Source organism: Pontivivens nitratireducens, assembly GCF_011290545.1.
Taxonomy (GTDB): Bacteria; Pseudomonadota; Alphaproteobacteria; order Rhodobacterales; family Rhodobacteraceae; genus Pontivivens; species Pontivivens nitratireducens.
This window is the reverse complement of sequence record NZ_CP049811.1, coordinates 2,037,734-2,054,646: the sequence shown is the minus strand read 5'-3', so window position 1 is coordinate 2,054,646 and position 16,913 is coordinate 2,037,734. Positions and strand designations below refer to the sequence as shown.

Annotated in this window: 14 protein-coding genes; 7 read left to right on the top strand and 7 right to left on the bottom strand. The window is 60.6% G+C overall.

What is annotated here, in order from left to right; all coding sequences use genetic code 11:
* Positions 1–189 precede the first annotated feature (189 nt).
* Together G8E03_RS10180 and G8E03_RS10175 are read right to left on the bottom strand one after the other, a co-directional pair.
* The gene (locus tag G8E03_RS10180; protein WP_166191266.1) at positions 190–3,270 is read right to left on the bottom strand and encodes an AAA family ATPase; all 3,081 of its coding nucleotides are present in this window, start codon (positions 3,268–3,270) and stop codon (positions 190–192) included.
* A complete protein-coding gene (locus G8E03_RS10175; RefSeq protein ID WP_240910460.1) occupies positions 3,267–4,358 on the bottom strand; it encodes an exonuclease SbcCD subunit D in 1,092 nt (363 codons plus the stop codon). The genes G8E03_RS10180 and G8E03_RS10175 overlap by 4 nt, the downstream gene beginning before the upstream one ends.
* On the opposite strand from G8E03_RS10175, the gene G8E03_RS10170 reads away from it, so the two are divergent.
* The 7 genes from G8E03_RS10170 (at position 4,332) to bioB (ending at position 11,726) form a co-directional block, all read left to right on the top strand.
* Positions 4,332–5,267: a BrxR family transcriptional regulator gene (locus G8E03_RS10170; RefSeq protein ID WP_166191262.1), complete on the top strand. Its 936-nt coding sequence runs from the start codon at positions 4,332–4,334 to the stop codon at positions 5,265–5,267. The two genes, G8E03_RS10175 and G8E03_RS10170, sit on opposite strands and share 27 nt — an antisense overlap.
* A gap of 325 nt (positions 5,268–5,592) precedes the next feature.
* Positions 5,593–6,837, top strand: coding sequence for an SIR2 family NAD-dependent protein deacylase (locus G8E03_RS10165; protein WP_240910327.1), 1,245 nt, complete (start codon positions 5,593–5,595; stop codon positions 6,835–6,837).
* Positions 6,834–8,651, top strand: coding sequence for an ATP-binding protein (locus tag G8E03_RS10160; RefSeq protein WP_166191260.1), 1,818 nt, complete (start codon positions 6,834–6,836; stop codon positions 8,649–8,651). The genes G8E03_RS10165 and G8E03_RS10160 overlap by 4 nt, the downstream gene beginning before the upstream one ends.
* Positions 8,651–8,860 carry a KTSC domain-containing protein gene (locus tag G8E03_RS10155; RefSeq protein ID WP_107975435.1) on the top strand — a complete coding sequence of 70 codons (210 nt, stop codon included), beginning with the start codon at positions 8,651–8,653 and terminating at the stop codon, positions 8,858–8,860. Before G8E03_RS10160 ends, G8E03_RS10155 begins: the two co-directional genes overlap by 1 nt.
* 573 nt (positions 8,861–9,433) lie before the next feature.
* Positions 9,434–10,102, top strand: coding sequence for a GntR family transcriptional regulator (locus tag G8E03_RS10150; protein WP_166191258.1), 669 nt, complete (start codon positions 9,434–9,436; stop codon positions 10,100–10,102).
* Between the two features lie 83 nt (positions 10,103–10,185).
* Entirely contained in the window at positions 10,186–10,743 is a 558-nt protein-coding gene (locus G8E03_RS10145; protein ID WP_166191256.1) for a biotin transporter BioY, read from the top strand.
* Positions 10,740–11,726 carry a biotin synthase BioB gene (gene bioB / locus G8E03_RS10140; protein ID WP_166191254.1) on the top strand — a complete coding sequence of 329 codons (987 nt, stop codon included), beginning with the start codon at positions 10,740–10,742 and terminating at the stop codon, positions 11,724–11,726. The genes G8E03_RS10145 and bioB overlap by 4 nt, the downstream gene beginning before the upstream one ends.
* An 89-nt stretch (positions 11,727–11,815) precedes the next feature.
* On the opposite strand, the gene G8E03_RS10135 is transcribed toward bioB, so the two are convergent.
* From G8E03_RS10135 to G8E03_RS10115, 5 genes are read right to left on the bottom strand one after another with little or no spacing between them, the layout of a single operon-like run.
* Positions 11,816–12,088 carry a hypothetical protein gene (locus G8E03_RS10135; protein ID WP_166191252.1) on the bottom strand — a complete coding sequence of 91 codons (273 nt, stop codon included), beginning with the start codon at positions 12,086–12,088 and terminating at the stop codon, positions 11,816–11,818.
* Positions 12,089–12,092: 4 nt separating this feature from the next.
* Positions 12,093–12,803 (bottom strand): HpcH/HpaI aldolase family protein, encoded by a 711-nt coding sequence (locus tag G8E03_RS10130; protein ID WP_166191250.1) that lies wholly within the window; start codon positions 12,801–12,803, stop codon positions 12,093–12,095.
* A 51-nt stretch (positions 12,804–12,854) separates the two neighbouring features.
* Positions 12,855–13,763 carry a histone deacetylase family protein gene (locus G8E03_RS10125; RefSeq protein WP_166191248.1) on the bottom strand — a complete coding sequence of 303 codons (909 nt, stop codon included), beginning with the start codon at positions 13,761–13,763 and terminating at the stop codon, positions 12,855–12,857.
* Positions 13,760–16,486, bottom strand: coding sequence for a bifunctional [glutamate--ammonia ligase]-adenylyl-L-tyrosine phosphorylase/[glutamate--ammonia-ligase] adenylyltransferase (gene glnE, locus G8E03_RS10120; protein WP_166191246.1), 2,727 nt, complete (start codon positions 16,484–16,486; stop codon positions 13,760–13,762). Before glnE ends, G8E03_RS10125 begins: the two co-directional genes overlap by 4 nt.
* A 51-nt stretch (positions 16,487–16,537) precedes the next feature.
* Entirely contained in the window at positions 16,538–16,849 is a 312-nt protein-coding gene (locus G8E03_RS10115) for a hypothetical protein (RefSeq protein WP_166191244.1), read from the bottom strand.
* Between the last annotated feature and the right edge of the window lie 64 nt (positions 16,850–16,913).

Sequence of the window (16,913 nt, the reverse complement as noted above, 5' to 3'; positions counted from 1 at the left end):
AATGGACCCACCCTCCTCTGGGCATGCCCACGCTTACGATCAGCGCCCCGCATATTGGACAAGTCCGCCTGAAGGATGCGCCCTTCTTGCTTTCACGATCGCCTCGAACTGCCCAACCGCCGCGAACGGATACCGTGCGCCCAGTCGACAGACGGCGGGTGTGTGCCTTCCGGTAATACCAACGGTCCTTCATCCCAGCCCCTTCCTTTCCTCGACCCGGCTGCCGCTTGGGGTCGAACGCACATAGAAGCCTTGTGGAATAGCCTCTTGCACCAGCCCCACATGGGAAATCAGGCCCACGGCACGACTGCCCTCTGTCAGCGCGGCAAGAACTTGGATCACTTGATCCAGAGTGCCCGCCCCATTTTCGGTGTCGAGGCTCCCGAAGCCCTCGTCGATGAAGATTGTGTCCATCCGGATCTTGCCCGAAAGGCTCTCGACCACATCAGCTAACCCGAGCGCGAGGGCCAATGCCGCGATAAAGGTCTCGCCGCCTGACAGTGTTGCTGTCGGGCGCGCCTTGCCGGTGTTGATGTCGAAGACCTCGATTTCGAGCCCACGCTTGCCGCGACCGCCAGATGCCTCGAGCCCGCGCGTCAGCCGGTAGCGACCACGTGTCATAGGGTCAACCCTCATATTCGCCGCCTCGAGAACCTGGTCGAACATTGCTCCGATCGCGAAGGTCTCGAGTGTCATCTTGAAATCGTTCTTGCCGTTAGCCAGATCAGCCAGCCCCCGAAGCGGACCGGTCTCGGTTTCTAGCCGCTCGGTTTCGGTCAGAGCCGCGGCAAGCGATTCCTTGAATTTGGTCAGTGACGATAGATTCGTTCTCGCTGTGGCGAGTGCAGCGTTGGCCGCGTTCAAGGTCTGGGTGGCGTCTGCCAACGCCAGCTGAAGCAGGGCAAGGTCCGGGCGTTCACGATCTGCGCAAGCGGCTGTGGCGTTCTGCAGTGTCGTGCGCGCCGCGATCAGGCCTTCACGATGATCGGATACCGTCTTCTTGTCGGCATCGAGGGTCGGAAAATGCGCCTTGCAAGCATCATATCCCGCTTTGTCCAGCCCGACCTCGGCTAGCCGAGCGCCAAAATCGCCTTGCGCCTTTTTCACGCGCCGCTGCTGCCCGTCGCGCGCCCGCTTTGCTGCTTCAAGCTGCTCTTGCGCACGGGTGAGCGCTTCACTGGCGGCTCGGTCCTGTTGCGTCGCCACTTCCAGCGCCTCGGAGAGTTGCCTTTGCTCTCTCTGCAAAGCCTCCCTTCGCGCGACCACCGCCTCGGGCATGCGCAGACCTTCCGGCAGGGCCTCGATCACTGTGTCCAGCTTGGCGCGCGCGCCGGCAAGAGCGGTCTCGGCCTTCCCCGCAGCGGTGCGCGCCGTAGCCTCGGCGGTTTCTGCCTCAATCACCTTCCGCTTGAATTCGGCCAACCGCTCCGCCATCGCGTCCAGATCGACCGCCTCTCCAAGCCCGGCGACGTCGCCTTCAAGCCGTGCAATTTCAGCCTCGAGTTCCGCCAACGTGCGCTCAGGACGTTCCTGTTCCTCCAGCGCCTGCTTCTTTTCGTCGAGCCGCCTTCGGAAATTGCCGAGTTCACTTTCGGCCCGAACTCTGGCTTCGGAGGCGGTTCTCGCCAGAACCTGCGCGCTCCGAAACGCTTCGGTCAAACCAGATTGTTCGGGCGTACCATGGGCAGGCGCAGGATGATCATGGGAACCACATACAGGGCATGGCGCCCCTTCGGTCAACTTTTCCGCCAGAATGATCGCTTGCGTGCGCGAAAGCCGTGCCTCGGCATCAAGTAAGGCCGCGTCAGCGGCTCGCGCCGCATCGGTTCTTGTCGCCAGTTCGTTCGATGCCACTTCGACATTTCGTTGAGCATCCGCGACAGCTTCTTGCGCCTTAGCTTGCGCCGCTGCCTTGGCTCTTTCTCGGTTGACCTCGGCCAGCTCACGGTTCAGCTGGCCTCGCACCGTTTCGGTCTTTCGCGCTTGATCAAGCGCCAGATCGGTCACATCGCGCTGAGACTTCAGCTTCTCTCGGGCATCTATGACCTCGGTTAGAGCCTTCTTCGCTGAAGCTTCGTCTTTCGCAGCGTCGTCAAACGCGCTTCTTAGATCCGCTGCCTGCCCGACCTGCTTCTCGATCGCCTCCAACCTTGTCAGGTCAGCTTGAACTTGTTGCCGCCGGTCCTCGCCCGACTGTGCCTCAACAAGTTTTTTTTCCGCCAACTCCTTCGCGCCAGTGGCGATGTTGAGTTCCGCCTCGGCCTTCGTGACAGCCTCCACCGCATTCCGGCTTTCCTGCTCCGCATCCCGCCAAGCCGTCTCAAGATCACGGGCCTGCAAGGCATTCCGGACAGCCTCAATCCGCTTGGCCAGTTCTTCGACCTCGCCCGTTTTCTTTTCTAGATCATCGACAGCGTGCTGTGCCGTATCGACAGCAGAAAATGCTTTTTCGATTTGCTCGCCTTCGGTCAGAGCTTTGCGCGCGGCTTCGTTAGCCATCTCCGCGCCGCGCTGAATACCCTGCTTTTCTTCGACTTTGGCTTCGGCTGTGGCAATTCCGAGTTCCAGCGCTTCGGCGCTCTCGAAGCCACGTTCCTCGAGTCGAGCCACGTAGAGGGCGCGCTGGTCGCGCAACGCTCGTTCTGCCTCGGAGGCTTCTTCCTTCAGCCGTGCGGCGAGATCGCGATAGATCTTCACGTCGAAGAGATCCCGTAATATCTCGACCCGCGCATCCGTTTTTGCGGCCAGGAACGTCTCAAACTTGCCCTGCGGTAAGAGCACGATCTGTCGAAACTGATCTGCCCCGTAGCCAAGCAGCGCCTCGACCTGCTGCCCCACTAGCGAGACCTTCTTTTCGGCAATGACACGGCCAGAGTTAGTCGGACCAAGAGTGTCTACCGGAATCCCTGTGACATCGAACAACGAGGCTTCTGCCGCGTCCTCAGTGGTCCCTTCACCACGTGCCTTTGGACGTTCCTGCGCCGGACGACGACGGATCAGGTAGGTCTTGGCGCCCAAGTCGAAGACAAATTCGACTTCGGTAGGTAGATCCAACGCTGCGTGATCCGAGCGTAGTGAACGTGGTTCCTGATCGGTCTTGGTTGGTGACCCGAACAACGCGAAGGACATCGCCGAAAACAGCGTCGATTTTCCCGCGCCAGTCTGACCATAAATTCCGAACAGACCCGTCTCCAGCGCGGACCGGAAATCGACCACCTCGGTTGTCGCAAACGGCCCGAAGGCTTGAAGCGATAGGCGAATGGGTCTCACGTCTGCTCCTCCCCTGAGGCGGCTGCGTGGAGCTTTTCCGCGACGATCGCGACTTCAGTGGCGTTTGGTTCCCGGCCGCGCACAACCGTCATGAAATCGCCAATCATCTCGATCGGCGTGACCGCGGCCCGCCCGTTGCCGAGCACTTTGGTCTCTCTCGCGCGCTCCTGCCGGGCGTAGGCCAGATGGCAAGCATTGGGATAGGTCGCGCGCAAACGCTTCATCGGATCGATCAGAGGAATCTCATCCGTCAGTATAGCCTGGATAAAATCGTCAGACGGCGTTCCTTCCAGAAGATCAGAGAATGCCCCGGTAAGCGAGCGCACCTGTCGGATCGGTCGGAACGGTACGGTGCGGATCTCGGCCCCTTCAGCTTTCAGATCGACGACAGTCATGGATTTTTCGCTTCCCGCCTCGTCGAAACCGAAAGCGAGCGGGGCGCCGGAGTAACGAATATGGCTCGCACCCACTTCCTGCGGCTTGTGCAAATGCCCTAGTGCAACATAGTCCGCCCCATCGAAGACATCGGAGGGAACAGTTTCGATGCCCCCGACTCGCGTCAGGGCGCGCTCGGTCTCGCCGACCGCCCCCCCCGCGACGAAAGCATGGGCCACGACGACCCAACGCGCCCCATCAGGCACCTGCCCCCTCGCCGCAGCGATCTGGGCGGCGACGACTTCCGACGGCGCATTAATGCTTTCATCCCCGAACACCTCGCGTGCGGCGTATTCATAGGAAAAGGGCAGTGCGGAAAAGGCGATCTCGCCATGTTCGTCTCGCAGCACAAGCGGAGTTTCGACCGCGTCGGCAATCCCACGCACCAGCACCCGCGACGCAGTGGAAAAGACAGACATTGCCTCGATCCGGTCGCCAGAGTCGTGGTTTCCAGAGATCATCACCACAGCGGCTTCGGTCTCCTCTGCTACGTGCTTGAGGAAGCGATTGAACTGCCGAATCGACGAATTTGGCGGCGAAGCACGGTCAAAAACGTCCCCTGCGATGACAAGAACATCGGCCCGTTCGACCACTAGCGTTTCAAGGATCTGGCGAAGGATGACCTCATGATCCTCCTCAAGGCTCAACCCCATGAACTGCCGCCCCAGGTGCAGATCTGCCGTATGAAGTACCCGCATGAGATCAATCCACTTTCTATACGTACAGTAAGTGTATGGACTTCGCTTCAAGAGTCAAGTATTACCCGCCACATGAGCCTAGAAGACCTCAAACACGCGCAACGCGAGCGAATTTTGTTCCTTGACCAATGTCTGACCTGGAGAGGTCAAGCAAACCGCCGTGACGTGATGGAACGTTTTGATATCTCAATGGCACAGGCTGCCGTAGACTTTCGAACCTATCTTTCCCTGACGGGTACGCCGCCGGTCTACGATACCGCGGAGAAAGCTTACTTCTCGACGAGCAACCACAGTCCTTTGACTAACGCCGGCCCGGAACAGGTTTTCGAATTGCTCGATAGTAAGACAACATCCCTTAGCGCATGCATCCCGCTTCCCAATCGCGTGATGGATCACACTGTCGTCTCGCAGCTCTACCGCGCAATGATGGCTGAGCGAGACATCCAGATCACCTACACCTCGATGACAACCGGCCTCTCGGACCCGCAGTGGATTAGTCCGGTGCGGTTTCATTTCGATGGAGAGGCGATCCATCTCCGTGCGTGGAGTTACAAACACAACACGCACCGGGATTATCTCCCTATAAGAATAACTAAACAATCCGAAGCAGAGACGCGGGAGAGGCCCTCTCACCTACCCTTTGACACTGATTGGCACAGCAACGTGCGTTTGTGGATACGTCCGCATTCGAGCCTTTCGGATGCACAGGCGCGCGTTGTCCGTCGGGAATACGGATTTCAAGAGGAAACACATATTACGGTCAAAACTCGAAGAGCGCTCGCATTCTACGTCGTAAGACGATGGCGTCTCAATGAAAATAATGCCCGTCTCGAACTGGATATGATCGAAGAATTGGATTCGTGAGTTAGCCCTACGAAAATACACTGGAAACTCAGCGCCGCGCCGGCTTTGAAAAGCAGTTAATCATACAGCATCCGTTTTCCGAGTTAGATTAGTCAAATCCACACAACAAGACGTCCTTTCGAATGGAGACCCGACAGAGCAAAAAATCATGGCGCAGCCAGATCCGGAGCATGTGCAAGACTTGCCTCCTTTGTATGCAAAATAAATGCCGCCGCTCGCAACCGCGATCACATCCAATCCTTCTAGGAAACCATAGCCTTCTCAAGAGATTACAATAGACGGGTGAGATCGGGCGTGGAATATTGAACCAAAGCTAGATGCAGGGATGCAGAAGCAAGCGTTGAGGGAGCGTAAGTTGACTGTCAGTGTTCATAATCCCGATCAGTATATGGCGGCGCTTAGGACGATCGTCGCGCAGGGCCGCAAGCGGATCGGGCTGTTAGTTGGCGCTGGAGCTTCTGCCGGAATGGCCAAGCCCGATGGCACCTATCCGCTCATCCCAGCAGTTGCGGGGCTCACGGACCAAGTCCTCACAACACTTGCCCCAACCTATCAAAAACAAATTGATGGCCTGAAAGCCGAGCTCGCGCAGCACGACATCGAGACGATCCTTTCGAGGATTCGCTCTCTGAGCCAGGTGATTGGTTCGTCGAAAGTCCACGATCTCGACGGCCCAGGCTTTGCGACTTTCGGAGAAGCGATCTGCTCCGAGATAGGCAAGATCGTGGACGTCCGATTGCCCGAGACCGGATCAGCTTATGCAGATCTCGTGAATTGGATCACGGGCACAACGCGTGACTATCCTGTTGAGATTTTCACCACGAACTACGACTTGCTGTTCGAAGAAGCCTTCGAATCCGTACGAGCGCCGTACTTCGATGGCTTCACGGGCGGTCGCGAACCATTCTTCGACCCCGTCTCAGTGTCGCGCAGCGATCTTCCCGCTCGCTGGACGCGGCTATGGAAGCTCCATGGATCGCTCGGCTGGCGTGCAAGCGCGAAGGGCGAAGTGATCCGCACGGGCCAAAGCTCAGCAAGTCACCTCGTCTTCCCCGAACACCTGAAATACGATCAAACACAGAAAGCGCCCTACGCAGCGTTGCTCGATCGCCTTCGTACGTTCCTGCTCACCCCCGACACGCTACTCATCTCTATCGGATTTTCTTTTGCCGATGCACACATCGCGGCCCGGATCGATGAAGCGCTCGCAGCCAATCCATCCGCCAGCGTATTCGCATTCCAGTACAAGATTCTAGATGAAGAGGGTCCGGCGTGCGACCTCGCGCGCCGTCTGCCTAACTTTAGCGTCTATGCACGTGACCAGGCCAAGGTGAACGGCACGCGCGGCGCATGGAAAGCTCCGGCCGAACTTCCGAGCAAGGATTGGGGGCCGATAAGGTCGACCTACATGGACGACAAAGGAAACTTCACGCTCGGTGCAATAGAGCCCTTTGCTCGCTTCTTCGCGGCATCACGATCGGTTCAAGCATTTCCGACACAACCGGATCTAGCAGCATTGGCAGCAGAGGCGCCACTACCGACAGCCGCCACCGCGGCGGAGGCCAAATGAACGCCCCTACTCTTCTCGGCCATGTCGGCTCTGTCGCAGGTTCGACCGTAAGTGTGCGTCAGTTCGAGGGCGTCGCTTCGGGTATCGCGATCATCGGAGGACGAAGCTACCGGGTAGGTCAGGTCGGCAGCTTTGTGCGGATACCACAGGGTTATCATGATCTTTATGCTATCATATCAGAGGTCGGAGCAAGTGCTACACCGGTGACGCTAGTCGATGCGCTAGACCGCGGCGAACGATGGCTGACCGTTCAGCTTATCGGCGAGATTGTCGAGGCCTCGTTTGAGCGAGGCATCAGCCAGTATCCGAACGTGAACGATGAAGTGCATCTGGTCACAGAAGAGGATCTGGCCAAGATCTACGGTGCAGAGTTTTCCGGACAAGTGATAGTCGGGCGACTTGCTAACGCCGAGAGCATCCCAGTCCGCCTGGACCTAGACAAGCTAGTCACGCGCCATAGCGCAGTGCTCGGCTCGACCGGGTCGGGCAAGTCCACGACCGTCTCTAGCTTGTTGCGGTCAATCTCGGCGCCTGACGGAGCAGGCTTTCCGAGCGCGCGCGTCCTCTTACTCGATATCCACGGCGAATATGCCAGCGCGCTCGCCGACAACGCTGAAATTTTTCGGATCACACCCGGAGTGGGCGAGAAGCAGCTGGTCATTCCGTTTTGGGCACTACGGCCGGCCGAAATACTCAATTTTCTGTGCGGGAAGTTGGATGATCGCGCAACGACCGCAATACTCGACAAGATCTTCGCTGCCAAAAGCGCGATTGCTCAAGCAGACAATTTGCCTGGTGTCGATCTGAATTCGATGACCGTCGACAGCCCTATTCCGTACAGCTTGCGTAGCCTCTGGCTCGAGCTGATCGAACCAGAAGTCAAAACCTGGCTCGATCAGGCCAAGACACAGCCGGCGATCATTCAGCCTGGCGATGCGATCACACTTCGTCAACCAGCCTACCAGCCGCACACAACAACGAACTCAGCACCTTACCAGAACAACATCGGTGTGCTCGGAATCCGCAAGCAGCTCGACCGAATGCGATCACGTATGCTCGATCGTCAGTTCGAGTTCCTGCTCAAGCCCGGTGAATGGGAGCCTAACCTGACGGGCCACGTAACGAATGACCTTCCATCCCTCCTCGAAAGCTGGATCGGCCACGAGAAGGCGATAACGGTGCTAGATCTGTCGGGTATTCCTAGCGCGGTTCTTCTAGATTTGATCGGGGCGATTCTGTCGATTATCTATGAAGCGCTCTTCTGGGGTCGCGAGCGCGATGAGGGCGGCCGAAAGCGGCCTCAACTCGTTGTTATGGAGGAAGCTCACCGGTATCTTGGTCGAGAATCCGACAACCCTGCACGCGAGATGGTTCAGAGAATCGCAAAAGAGGGACGGAAATTTGGTATCGGCGCAATGATCGTCAGCCAGCGTCCTTCGGAAATTGACGACACCATTCTCTCCCAGTGTGGGACCTTTGTCGCGTTGCGCCTCACCAACTCTACTGACCGCAGCAAGGTACAAGCCGCGTTGCCCGACAACCTGAGCGGCATTGCCGATAGCCTCTCGGTTCTAAGGACTGGCGAAGCGATCATAACCGGCGAGGCTGCGCGACTTCCAGTTCGCTGCCGCGTCACTCTCCCACCCAAAGACCGTCGCCCAAACAGCGAAGACCCGCTTGTAGCTGACAGTTGGAAGCGCCCCCGGGGGCCTGAAAACTATGATGAGCTTGTCGCGGTATGGCGTGCGCAGGATCCAAAGTGGAAGCCACCAGAAGTGGGCGAGAACGAAGGCGAGAACGAGGGAGGAAATTGATGGAACGACAGCCAGTAACTTCCAGCAACTTGGCAGAGGTCGGCTATGACCCGGAATTAGAGACGCTCGAAGTCCAATTCAGGCATGGCGGGGTTTATCAGTATTTCAACGTGCCTGCCTTCATGTACGAGCGCCTAATAACCGCCGACTCTCTAGGTCGTTTTTTCAATGCGGAAATTAAGGGGCACTACCCTGAAGCAAAGCTCTAGCGCGCTGCATTGAAATCGCGTCGAGGTCTTCAAGCAGCGCCTGGCCTCTACTAGAATGCATCTCAGAGACGGGCGGCCCGCATTCAGACCCAAGCGCAAAGCTGCTCAAGCGGCAACGACACGCGTGGCCGGAGTTTGTGATTGATCGCCTAGCTGACACCAAGGGCCAGCCAGACCTTGGTACACGCCCTGATCCCTTGATCATCCTCCAGGCACATCAGACCCGCACCAAGTAAGAATTTGGTACTTGGTACAGATGAGGATCACCTTATCATTTGATTACATAGAGTAATTTAAGAATTAGCCGTCCAATCCATCATGGGGGCGACGGACAGTCTATGTGCTTGATATTTCATAGTTTTTCCAGTAACATCAACTCATTGCGCGATCTGTGCACACCAATTCCTACATTGCTGTGACGCGGAGCTTTGGGCGCGGGCAGTGAGGGCAAGATCGATCAGGGCGAACCTATACACGCTCGACTTGCTGCGGCCAAGACATTCGGAAAACCCCGCGACACCGTATACGATCAAAGGCATCGACAGCCTTTGTAAATCGGATTATCTATAATCCATGAAGCATGTCCCAGAACAGACCCAATCCGCTCGCATCGCCCGCGCTCTCGCTGATCGCATCATCTCGGGCGAGATCCCGCCCGGTGCGCGGCTGCGCCAGGATCACATCGCCGCGGAATTCGGCGCCAGCCACGTGCCCGTGCGCGAGGCATTCCGCGAGTTGCAGACGCAAGGTCTGGCTGAGAGCGAACCCCGGCGCGGCTTCCGCGTAACCGAGTTCGACGTCGCCGAATTGCGAGAGGTGGCGGAGATGCGCTCTAGCCTCGAATCTCTCGCGCTGCGCCATGCTGCGCCCAACATGACACGCGCCGTTCTTCAAGAAGCGGAGGAAGTTACGCGACACGGTGATAGTGCAAGTACAGTCCGCGAATGGGAGGCGGCGAACCGGAACTTCCACCGGTTGATCCTCGCTCCTTGCCGGATGCCACGGCTATTGCGGACCATCGACGATCTGCAAGCGGCCAGCGCCCGATTCCTCTTTGCCGCTTGGCAGCGAAACTGGGAGGCGCGAACCGATCACGATCACCGTACCATTCTGGAGGCTTTGCGAAAGGGGCAGACCGATCTCGCCTGTACGACGCTTGCGCGTCATGTCGGCTGGATTGGTAAGCGCAAGGCGTCGGTCAAAAATGCCGATCCGAGAGAGACTTACGAGATTCCCGGATAATTATCTATAAATATTATTGCCTATAATCGATACGCCTCCGAAGTTATAGATAGATTCGATTCCTATCTGCGAAGGACATACCCATGGCATTTCTTGACCCATCCCTGACCCGACCCGCAACGCTCTGGCGCGGCATTGGACTGGCACTTGGCGGCGCGGCGCTGATCACACTCGGCGCCAAGGTTCAGATCCCCTTTTGGCCGGTGCCGATGACGTTGCACACGCTGGCGGTGTTCTTCCTCGCCACTGCTCTCGGGCCGCGGCTGGGACTGGCGGCCATGGCCACCTATCTGACGGCGGGGGCACTGGGGATGCCGGTCTTCTCCGGCTCTCCGGAACGCGGCATCGGACTGGCCTATATGGCGGGACCGACGGGCGGCTACCTTGCGGGCTATCTGCTGGGTGCAGGTCTGACCGGCTGGCTGGCGCAGGGGCGCGGAATGATCGGGCGTTTTCTTGCTATGCTCGCAGGGCTCGTGGTGGTTTATGCGCTCGGCCTCACCTGGCTTGCCACATTCGTGCCAGTATCATCGGTGGTTGCGGCAGGCTTCACGCCCTTCATTCTTGGCGATCTGGTGAAGCTGGCCCTCGCCGCAGGTTTGATCACCGGCCTCGCTCACCTTAAGGACCGCGCGCTATGATCCGCCCTGAACTCAGAACCAACTGGACCATGGAGGAGGCTAGGGCGATCCACGCCCTGCCCTTCGCCGACCTGATGCACCGCGCCCAGACGCTGCACCGCGCCCATTTCGACCCCAACGCGATCGAGACCGCCAGCCTTTTGAGCATCAAGACCGGCGGTTGTCCCGAGGATTGCGGCTATTGCTCGCAATCCGCCCATCACGACACCGGCGTCAAGGCGACGAAGCTGATGGATACCGATGAGGTTCTGGCCACCGCGAAGCGCGCCAAGGCGGCCGGGGCACAGCGCTTCTGCATGGGGGCCGCCTGGCGCAGTCCCAAGAACCGCGACATGGACAAGCTCTGCGACATGGTGCAGGGCGTTTCCGATCTGGGGCTGGAAACCTGCATGACGCTGGGAATGCTCAATCCCGATCAGGTCACCCGGCTCAAGGCGGCTGGGCTCGATTTCTATAACCACAACATTGATACCTCACCCGAGTATTACGCGAAGATCGCCAGCACCCGAACGATGGAGGACCGCCTCGACACCGTCGAACAGGTCCGCAAGGGCGGTATCAAGGTTTGCTGCGGCGGCATCCTCGGCATGGGCGAGGCCGAGGAAGACCGCATCGCCATGATGGTGACGCTCGCCACATTGCCCGCCCATCCCGACAGCGTGCCGGTGAACCTGTGGAACGAGATTGAGGGCGTCCCAGTGCAGGAACGGGCAAAAGCCGTCGATCCCTTCGCGCTGGTACGCATCGTTGCGCTGGCTCGCATCCTGATGCCCGCCTCGGTGGTCCGCCTGTCGGCCGGGCGCACGGGGATGAGCGACGAATTGCAGGCGCTTTGCTTCCTCGCCGGCGCGAACTCGATTTTCGTGGGCGATCAGCTTCTGACCACCGGCAATCCGGCGGCGTGGAAGGATCAGGACCTGCTGACGCGGCTCGGCATGCGTGTCGCCCCTGCGCAGGCACGGCCTCCGGTTGCTGCGGAATAGGCTCAGCTTGGTTAGCTCCGGGCGGCGATCCCGACCGCCCGGGCGAACACGCGGCTATGAACGCCGACATTCCGGCGCTGGGGACGACCCTACCCCACAGCGCGGGCGGCATGGCCGCCACGCCTGTGGGGCGCGGCACCCTCACGTTTGCTCTCGATCAGGACGGCAAACATGGGGTGGTCGGAATGTGTCCCCCTGAACCGATCAATCAAGCGATCTAGCTTTGCAATCTGATCCGACCCGGCCTCCGCCAATGCCCAATCGAAAAAGATCGAGCGGCAATCCTGTGCTCCGATATCCATCTCGAACGCTTCGGCGATCAGGCCGCGCGGGTCGTCGGGGGAGGTGTTGTGCAGGGGCATGTCGCTATCCTTTGACCGTGGCAAGTGTCGCGTCCAGCGACTGAACCAGCGTCGCCACATCGCTGGTGATGGAGATATCGGTCACCCCTGCGCTGTGCAAGGCTTCGACCGTCCCGCCGGGGAACAGGACCGAGCCGGAGCGTTTTCCCCGCGCATTCGCGGCCTGCGCCACGTGCCGGGCGGCGTCCAGAACCTCCGGCGCGTCCTTGGCCAGACCGGAGGCCGCGGCGAAATCGGACGGGCCGAGGAACAGCATATGCACGCCATCGATGGCCGCGATCTCGGCCGCTTGCGACAGGGCAATCTTGTGTTCAATCTGGATGATCAGTTCGACCCCGCCGGAATAGCCTGCGGCGTTGCGCCCCCAATCGGCGGCGCGAATGATGCTCTGCGCCTCACCCCGGCGACCGCGGGGGCCGTAGTGGAACCACTGGGCCGCCTGCTCCGCCTGTGCGGCGTCCGCGATGTTGGGCACCATCACGCCATGGGCGCCCATGTCGAGGGCGCGTTTCATCCAGCCTTCAGTCAGTTCGGGAATGCGTACGATGCCCCGCGCCGGCGTGGATTTCAGCGCCATCAGCATCAGGCTGGCCGTCTCTATCCCGATAGGCCCGTGCTCAAGGTCGATCAGCACCCAATCGAACCCGGTCTGGGCCACGATTTCGGCCACATGGGGGCTGGGCAGGTCCAGCCAGCATCCGAAGCGTTGGTTCATGGAATTCTCCTGTTTTTGCTGCCGCCCGCCACACAAGTCATGTCGCACAAGTCATGCCGCATGTCGCGCGGCTGCCGCCACCATCAGTGCGTGTCGGGCCGCGATCCGGTCCGGCTCCGGTCCGTATCCGCCGCCAATCACTCCGACGACTGGAATGCCCCGCATCCGCGCCGAGGCAAGCACGTAGTCGTCCCGCGCCGCCAGCCCCGCATCGCTGAGCGACAGTCGCCCCAGCCGGTCCGCCTCATGCGGATCGACGCCGGCATTGTAGAACACGATATCCGGGCGCACCTGATCCCATAGCGGCGTCAGGGCCTCGCGCAGCACCTCCAGATAAGGTTTATCCTTAAGCCCATCGGGCAAGGGGATGTCGATGTCCGAGGTCTGCTTTCGCACCGGATAGTTCTTCTCCGCGTGCAGGGACAGGGTAAACACGGCGGGTTCCTCCACGAAGATTGCGGCGGTGCCGTCGCCCTGATGCACATCGCAATCAACCACCAGAATGCGGCTCACCTGCCCCTCGTCCAGCAAGGTTCGCGCCGCGATGGCCACATCGTTAAAGACACAGAACCCCGCGCCGCGCCCCGGACCGGCATGATGCGACCCACCCGCCAGATTGACTGCCACACCGTGTTCCAGCGCCAGCCGCGCCGCCAGTGCCGTGCCCGCACTGGCCAGCCGGGCACGCCGCAGAACGGCTTCGCTCTGCGGCAGGCCGATCTCACGCACCTCCGCGGCCGTCAGGGACAGGCGAAAGGCCCGGTCGGCGTAGTCCCAGCCCTGCGCGGCGGCCACCTGAGAAAGGCTGGCCGGTGCGGGGGCGAGGTAGCCGCCCGTTTCCGGCAACAGTCCCTGCCTGACCAGATGCGCCCGCAGATTGCCGTATTTCGACATCGGAAACCGATGCCCCGTCCGCAGGGGCGCCATGTAATCAGGGTGATACACGATTGGCAGGCTCATGCGAGGCGGTCGGATATCAACGCCGAAACGGTGTCGATCCTGCTCTCCAACTCGGTGCGCAGCGCGTCGAGTTCGTCAAACCCTGTCTGTGCCAGCAGCACCTCGATCAAGGCCGGGCCTGCGCGATTGGGGTCAAATTCATCATCCAGCGCCACCCGTCCGATGGCCTGAAGCGTGCTCATCAACTTTCGGGTCTGGGCAATGCAGGCGGCCTCTTCCTGGTTCAGCCAGTCGTGCAGGACCAGATCCGCGATATCGGCATTGCACGCCGAGGTCAGCAGGCAGCCGGCCTGCAGGAACAGGTCGATGTCCAGCAAGCGACCCGGACCTTGCTTGACCTTCCATATGCTTCCGGGGCGGTGCGCCTCCATCAGGCGACGGCGCATATCTGCGGTGTCGGCGCGCACCTTCTGCGCGTCGTGCGGCAACGCTATGACCTGCGCGACGGCCTGCGCGGCCTCTTCCTGCACATCAGGCGGTCCGGCCACAGGGCGGGCGCGCGTCAGGGCCAGATGCTCCCATGTCCATGCCTCACGCGACTGATAGCGCCGGAACGCGGCCAGTGAAGTCGCGACCGGTCCCTGTTTGCCGGAGGGCCGCAAACGCATATCGACCTCGTACAACGTGCCCTCGGACGTGGGCGCGGTCAGGGCGGTAATCAGACGTTTGGTCAGTTTGGCGTAATATTGCGGCGCGGCCAGGGGATCGGGGCCATCACTCATATCAGCGGCATCCGCATCATAGAGCATGATGAGGTCCAGATCGGAGGAGGCCGTCATCTCGAACGATCCGAGCTTGCCCATGCCCAGCACGACGGCCCCGGAACCGGGGGGCGCACCATGGCGGGGGGCCTGCTCCTCGATCACAAGTGGCAAGAGCGCGGCGATGCAGCACTGGGCGAGGTCGGAATAGGCTTTCTCCGCCGAGTGGCCATCCGCGATGCCGCGCAGCAGATGCACACCGATGCGAAAATGGACCTCCTTTTGCCAACGGCGGGTCGCGTCCAGCTTCGCCTCGTAGTCGTCCGCATCGTTCAGCGCCATCATCAGCGAGCGCTCCATGGCGTCGAGCTCGGGCAGTTCAGCAAAGAATTCGCGGTCCAGAACCGCGTCGAGGACACTGGCGTGCCGCCCCAGATACCGCGCCAGCGCCGGCGCGGTCGCACAGATCTCGACCAGAAGATCCTGTAGGGCGGGCCGTGCCTCGAACAGAGAGAACACCTGAACCCCTGCGGGCAAGCCCCTGAGGAAGCTGTCGAAATGAACCAATGCCGCATGGGGGTCAGCCGCCCCGGATAGACGTTTCAGGATACCGGGGGCAAGCCGGTGAAACAGCGCCTCGGCCCGGGGGGAACGCAATGCGGGCAGGTTCGGCCAGGCATCGGTGATCTGACGCGTGCCACCATCCGTTTCGAACTGCGCCTGCGGGCGCTCATCCTCCGCCTCGGGCGGCATGCAGATGGCGTGCACCGCGACCAGCCGTTCGGTCAGCGCCTTCAAAAACGCCCCTGTGTCGTCGCAGCCGCACAGCGCCGCCAGCCGTTTCAGCGCGTCCGTGTTGCGGGGAACCGTGTGGGTCTGCGCATCGTCGAGCATCTGGATGCGATGTTCGATGTCGCGCAGGGCCGTGTAATGCGCGGTCAGGGTTTCGGCAGTGCCGGGGGGGATCTGCCCTGCCCGCTCCAGCGCGCTCAACGCATCAAGCGTGCCGCGCGTCCGCAGCGAGGCATCGCGCCCGCCCGCGATCAACTGCCGCGTCTGGGCGTAGAATTCGATCTCACGTATGCCGCCGCGCCCCAGCTTCACGTCGTGATCGGCGGCCTCGATCGGGCCGGACAGGCCCTTGTGGTCGCGGATACGGTGCATCATGTCGCGCACGTCACGGATCGCGGCGAAGTCCAGATAGCGACGCCAGACAAAGGGGCGCAACCTGTCCAGAAACGCTTCCCCGGCAGCGATGTCCCCGGCGCAGGGGCGCGCCTTGATGAAGGCGGAGCGTTCCCAAGTGCGGCCCAGACTCTCGTAATACCGCTCCGCCGGTTCCATTGCCATGCATACCGGCGTGGTGGAGGGATCCGGGCGCAACCGCAGATCGGTGCGGAACACATAGCCATCCCCGGTCTGCGCACCGATTATCTGAGTCAGTTTCTTGGTGACGCGGATCAGGGTCGCGCGCACCTCGGCATAATCTTCGGGGGCGTGCTGCGTCTCATCGAACATGCAGATCAGATCGATGTCGGAGGAATAGTTCAGCTCCCCCGCGCCCATCTTGCCCATGGCAAAGACGACATATCCGGCATCGGCGGGCGTGGCGGGCAGCTTGCCCCGGGCGCTCTCCGCCGCGATCAGGTGTTTTGTCGTATGGTCCAACGCCATATCAGCGAAGCGGGTCAACGCCGCCGTCACCTGCATTGTCGGCCATATCCCCCCCAGATCGGCAAGCGCCGTCAGCAGGGCGACACGCTGCTTTGCCTGTCGCAACATCTTTGCCGGATCGCCCTCGGGTGGCGTGCACAGCGCGTCGAGCGTTTCTTCGGGTTCCTGCTCGGCTACGCTATGGAGCCATTCGGCCTCGGCCTGCGCCAGCCGGGCCAGGTGATTGGAACTGCCTGCCGCGCCAGCGATCAGCCGGGCCAGCGGCCCGCTGAACGAACCTGCGACGTCCTGCCCCCGGGTCTGATCGACGGCATGGGGAAATTTCTTGATCCGTGATGCTAAACTCATGCCGACAAAAGGCCACTGCCGCCCCGGCGCGTCAAGCGCCCAACGGCAGGTTCAACGCGGTCGCGACAAAAGGGCCGGAATGCCAAAGACAAGGTTCGCGGTCATCAGTGTCAGAAGCCAAGCCTCAAGCGGTGCCGTGTCCGCCGAGAGATCGGACGGGGTCCACAGGTCGAGCAGCATGGGCCACACGCGCCACAGGATCGCCAGATCGGTCAATAGCATCGCCGCAATCAACAGCCAGAAAAGGATGGTGTTACCGCCCCGACGCTCGGGCGAAACCGTCACGTTGATCGGTCGTGTCGCACCTGAAGTCGTGCCTTGCGGCACTGCCGGTCCCATCCCCGGTTCACGTCTGCCGTTCATGTCGGTCCCCTTTGTACAAAGGGGAATATAGGGGGTATTTTATCGTCTTCGAGGGAGGGTGCCC

What these genes read in the sequence shown, in the direction of transcription:
- G8E03_RS10130 (WP_166191250.1), bottom strand. Translation starts at nt 12,803, where the DNA reads ATGAACCAACGCTTCGGATGCTGGCTGGACCTGCCCAGCCCCCATGTG.
- G8E03_RS10155 (WP_107975435.1), top strand. Translation starts at nt 8,651, where the DNA reads ATGGAACGACAGCCAGTAACTTCCAGCAACTTGGCAGAGGTCGGCTAT.
- G8E03_RS10145 (WP_166191256.1), top strand. Translation starts at nt 10,186, where the DNA reads ATGGCATTTCTTGACCCATCCCTGACCCGACCCGCAACGCTCTGGCGC.
- G8E03_RS10150 (WP_166191258.1), top strand. Translation starts at nt 9,434, where the DNA reads ATGAAGCATGTCCCAGAACAGACCCAATCCGCTCGCATCGCCCGCGCT.
- G8E03_RS10160 (WP_166191260.1), top strand. Translation starts at nt 6,834, where the DNA reads ATGAACGCCCCTACTCTTCTCGGCCATGTCGGCTCTGTCGCAGGTTCG.
- G8E03_RS10135 (WP_166191252.1), bottom strand. Translation starts at nt 12,088, where the DNA reads ATGCCCCTGCACAACACCTCCCCCGACGACCCGCGCGGCCTGATCGCC.
- bioB (WP_166191254.1), top strand. Translation starts at nt 10,740, where the DNA reads ATGATCCGCCCTGAACTCAGAACCAACTGGACCATGGAGGAGGCTAGG.
- G8E03_RS10125 (WP_166191248.1), bottom strand. Translation starts at nt 13,763, where the DNA reads ATGAGCCTGCCAATCGTGTATCACCCTGATTACATGGCGCCCCTGCGG.
- glnE (WP_166191246.1), bottom strand. Translation starts at nt 16,486, where the DNA reads ATGAGTTTAGCATCACGGATCAAGAAATTTCCCCATGCCGTCGATCAG.
- G8E03_RS10175 (WP_240910460.1), bottom strand. Translation starts at nt 4,358, where the DNA reads ATGGGGTTGAGCCTTGAGGAGGATCATGAGGTCATCCTTCGCCAGATC.
- G8E03_RS10170 (WP_166191262.1), top strand. Translation starts at nt 4,332, where the DNA reads ATGATCCTCCTCAAGGCTCAACCCCATGAACTGCCGCCCCAGGTGCAG.
- G8E03_RS10115 (WP_166191244.1), bottom strand. Translation starts at nt 16,849, where the DNA reads ATGAACGGCAGACGTGAACCGGGGATGGGACCGGCAGTGCCGCAAGGC.
- G8E03_RS10165 (WP_240910327.1), top strand. Translation starts at nt 5,593, where the DNA reads ATGCAGAAGCAAGCGTTGAGGGAGCGTAAGTTGACTGTCAGTGTTCAT.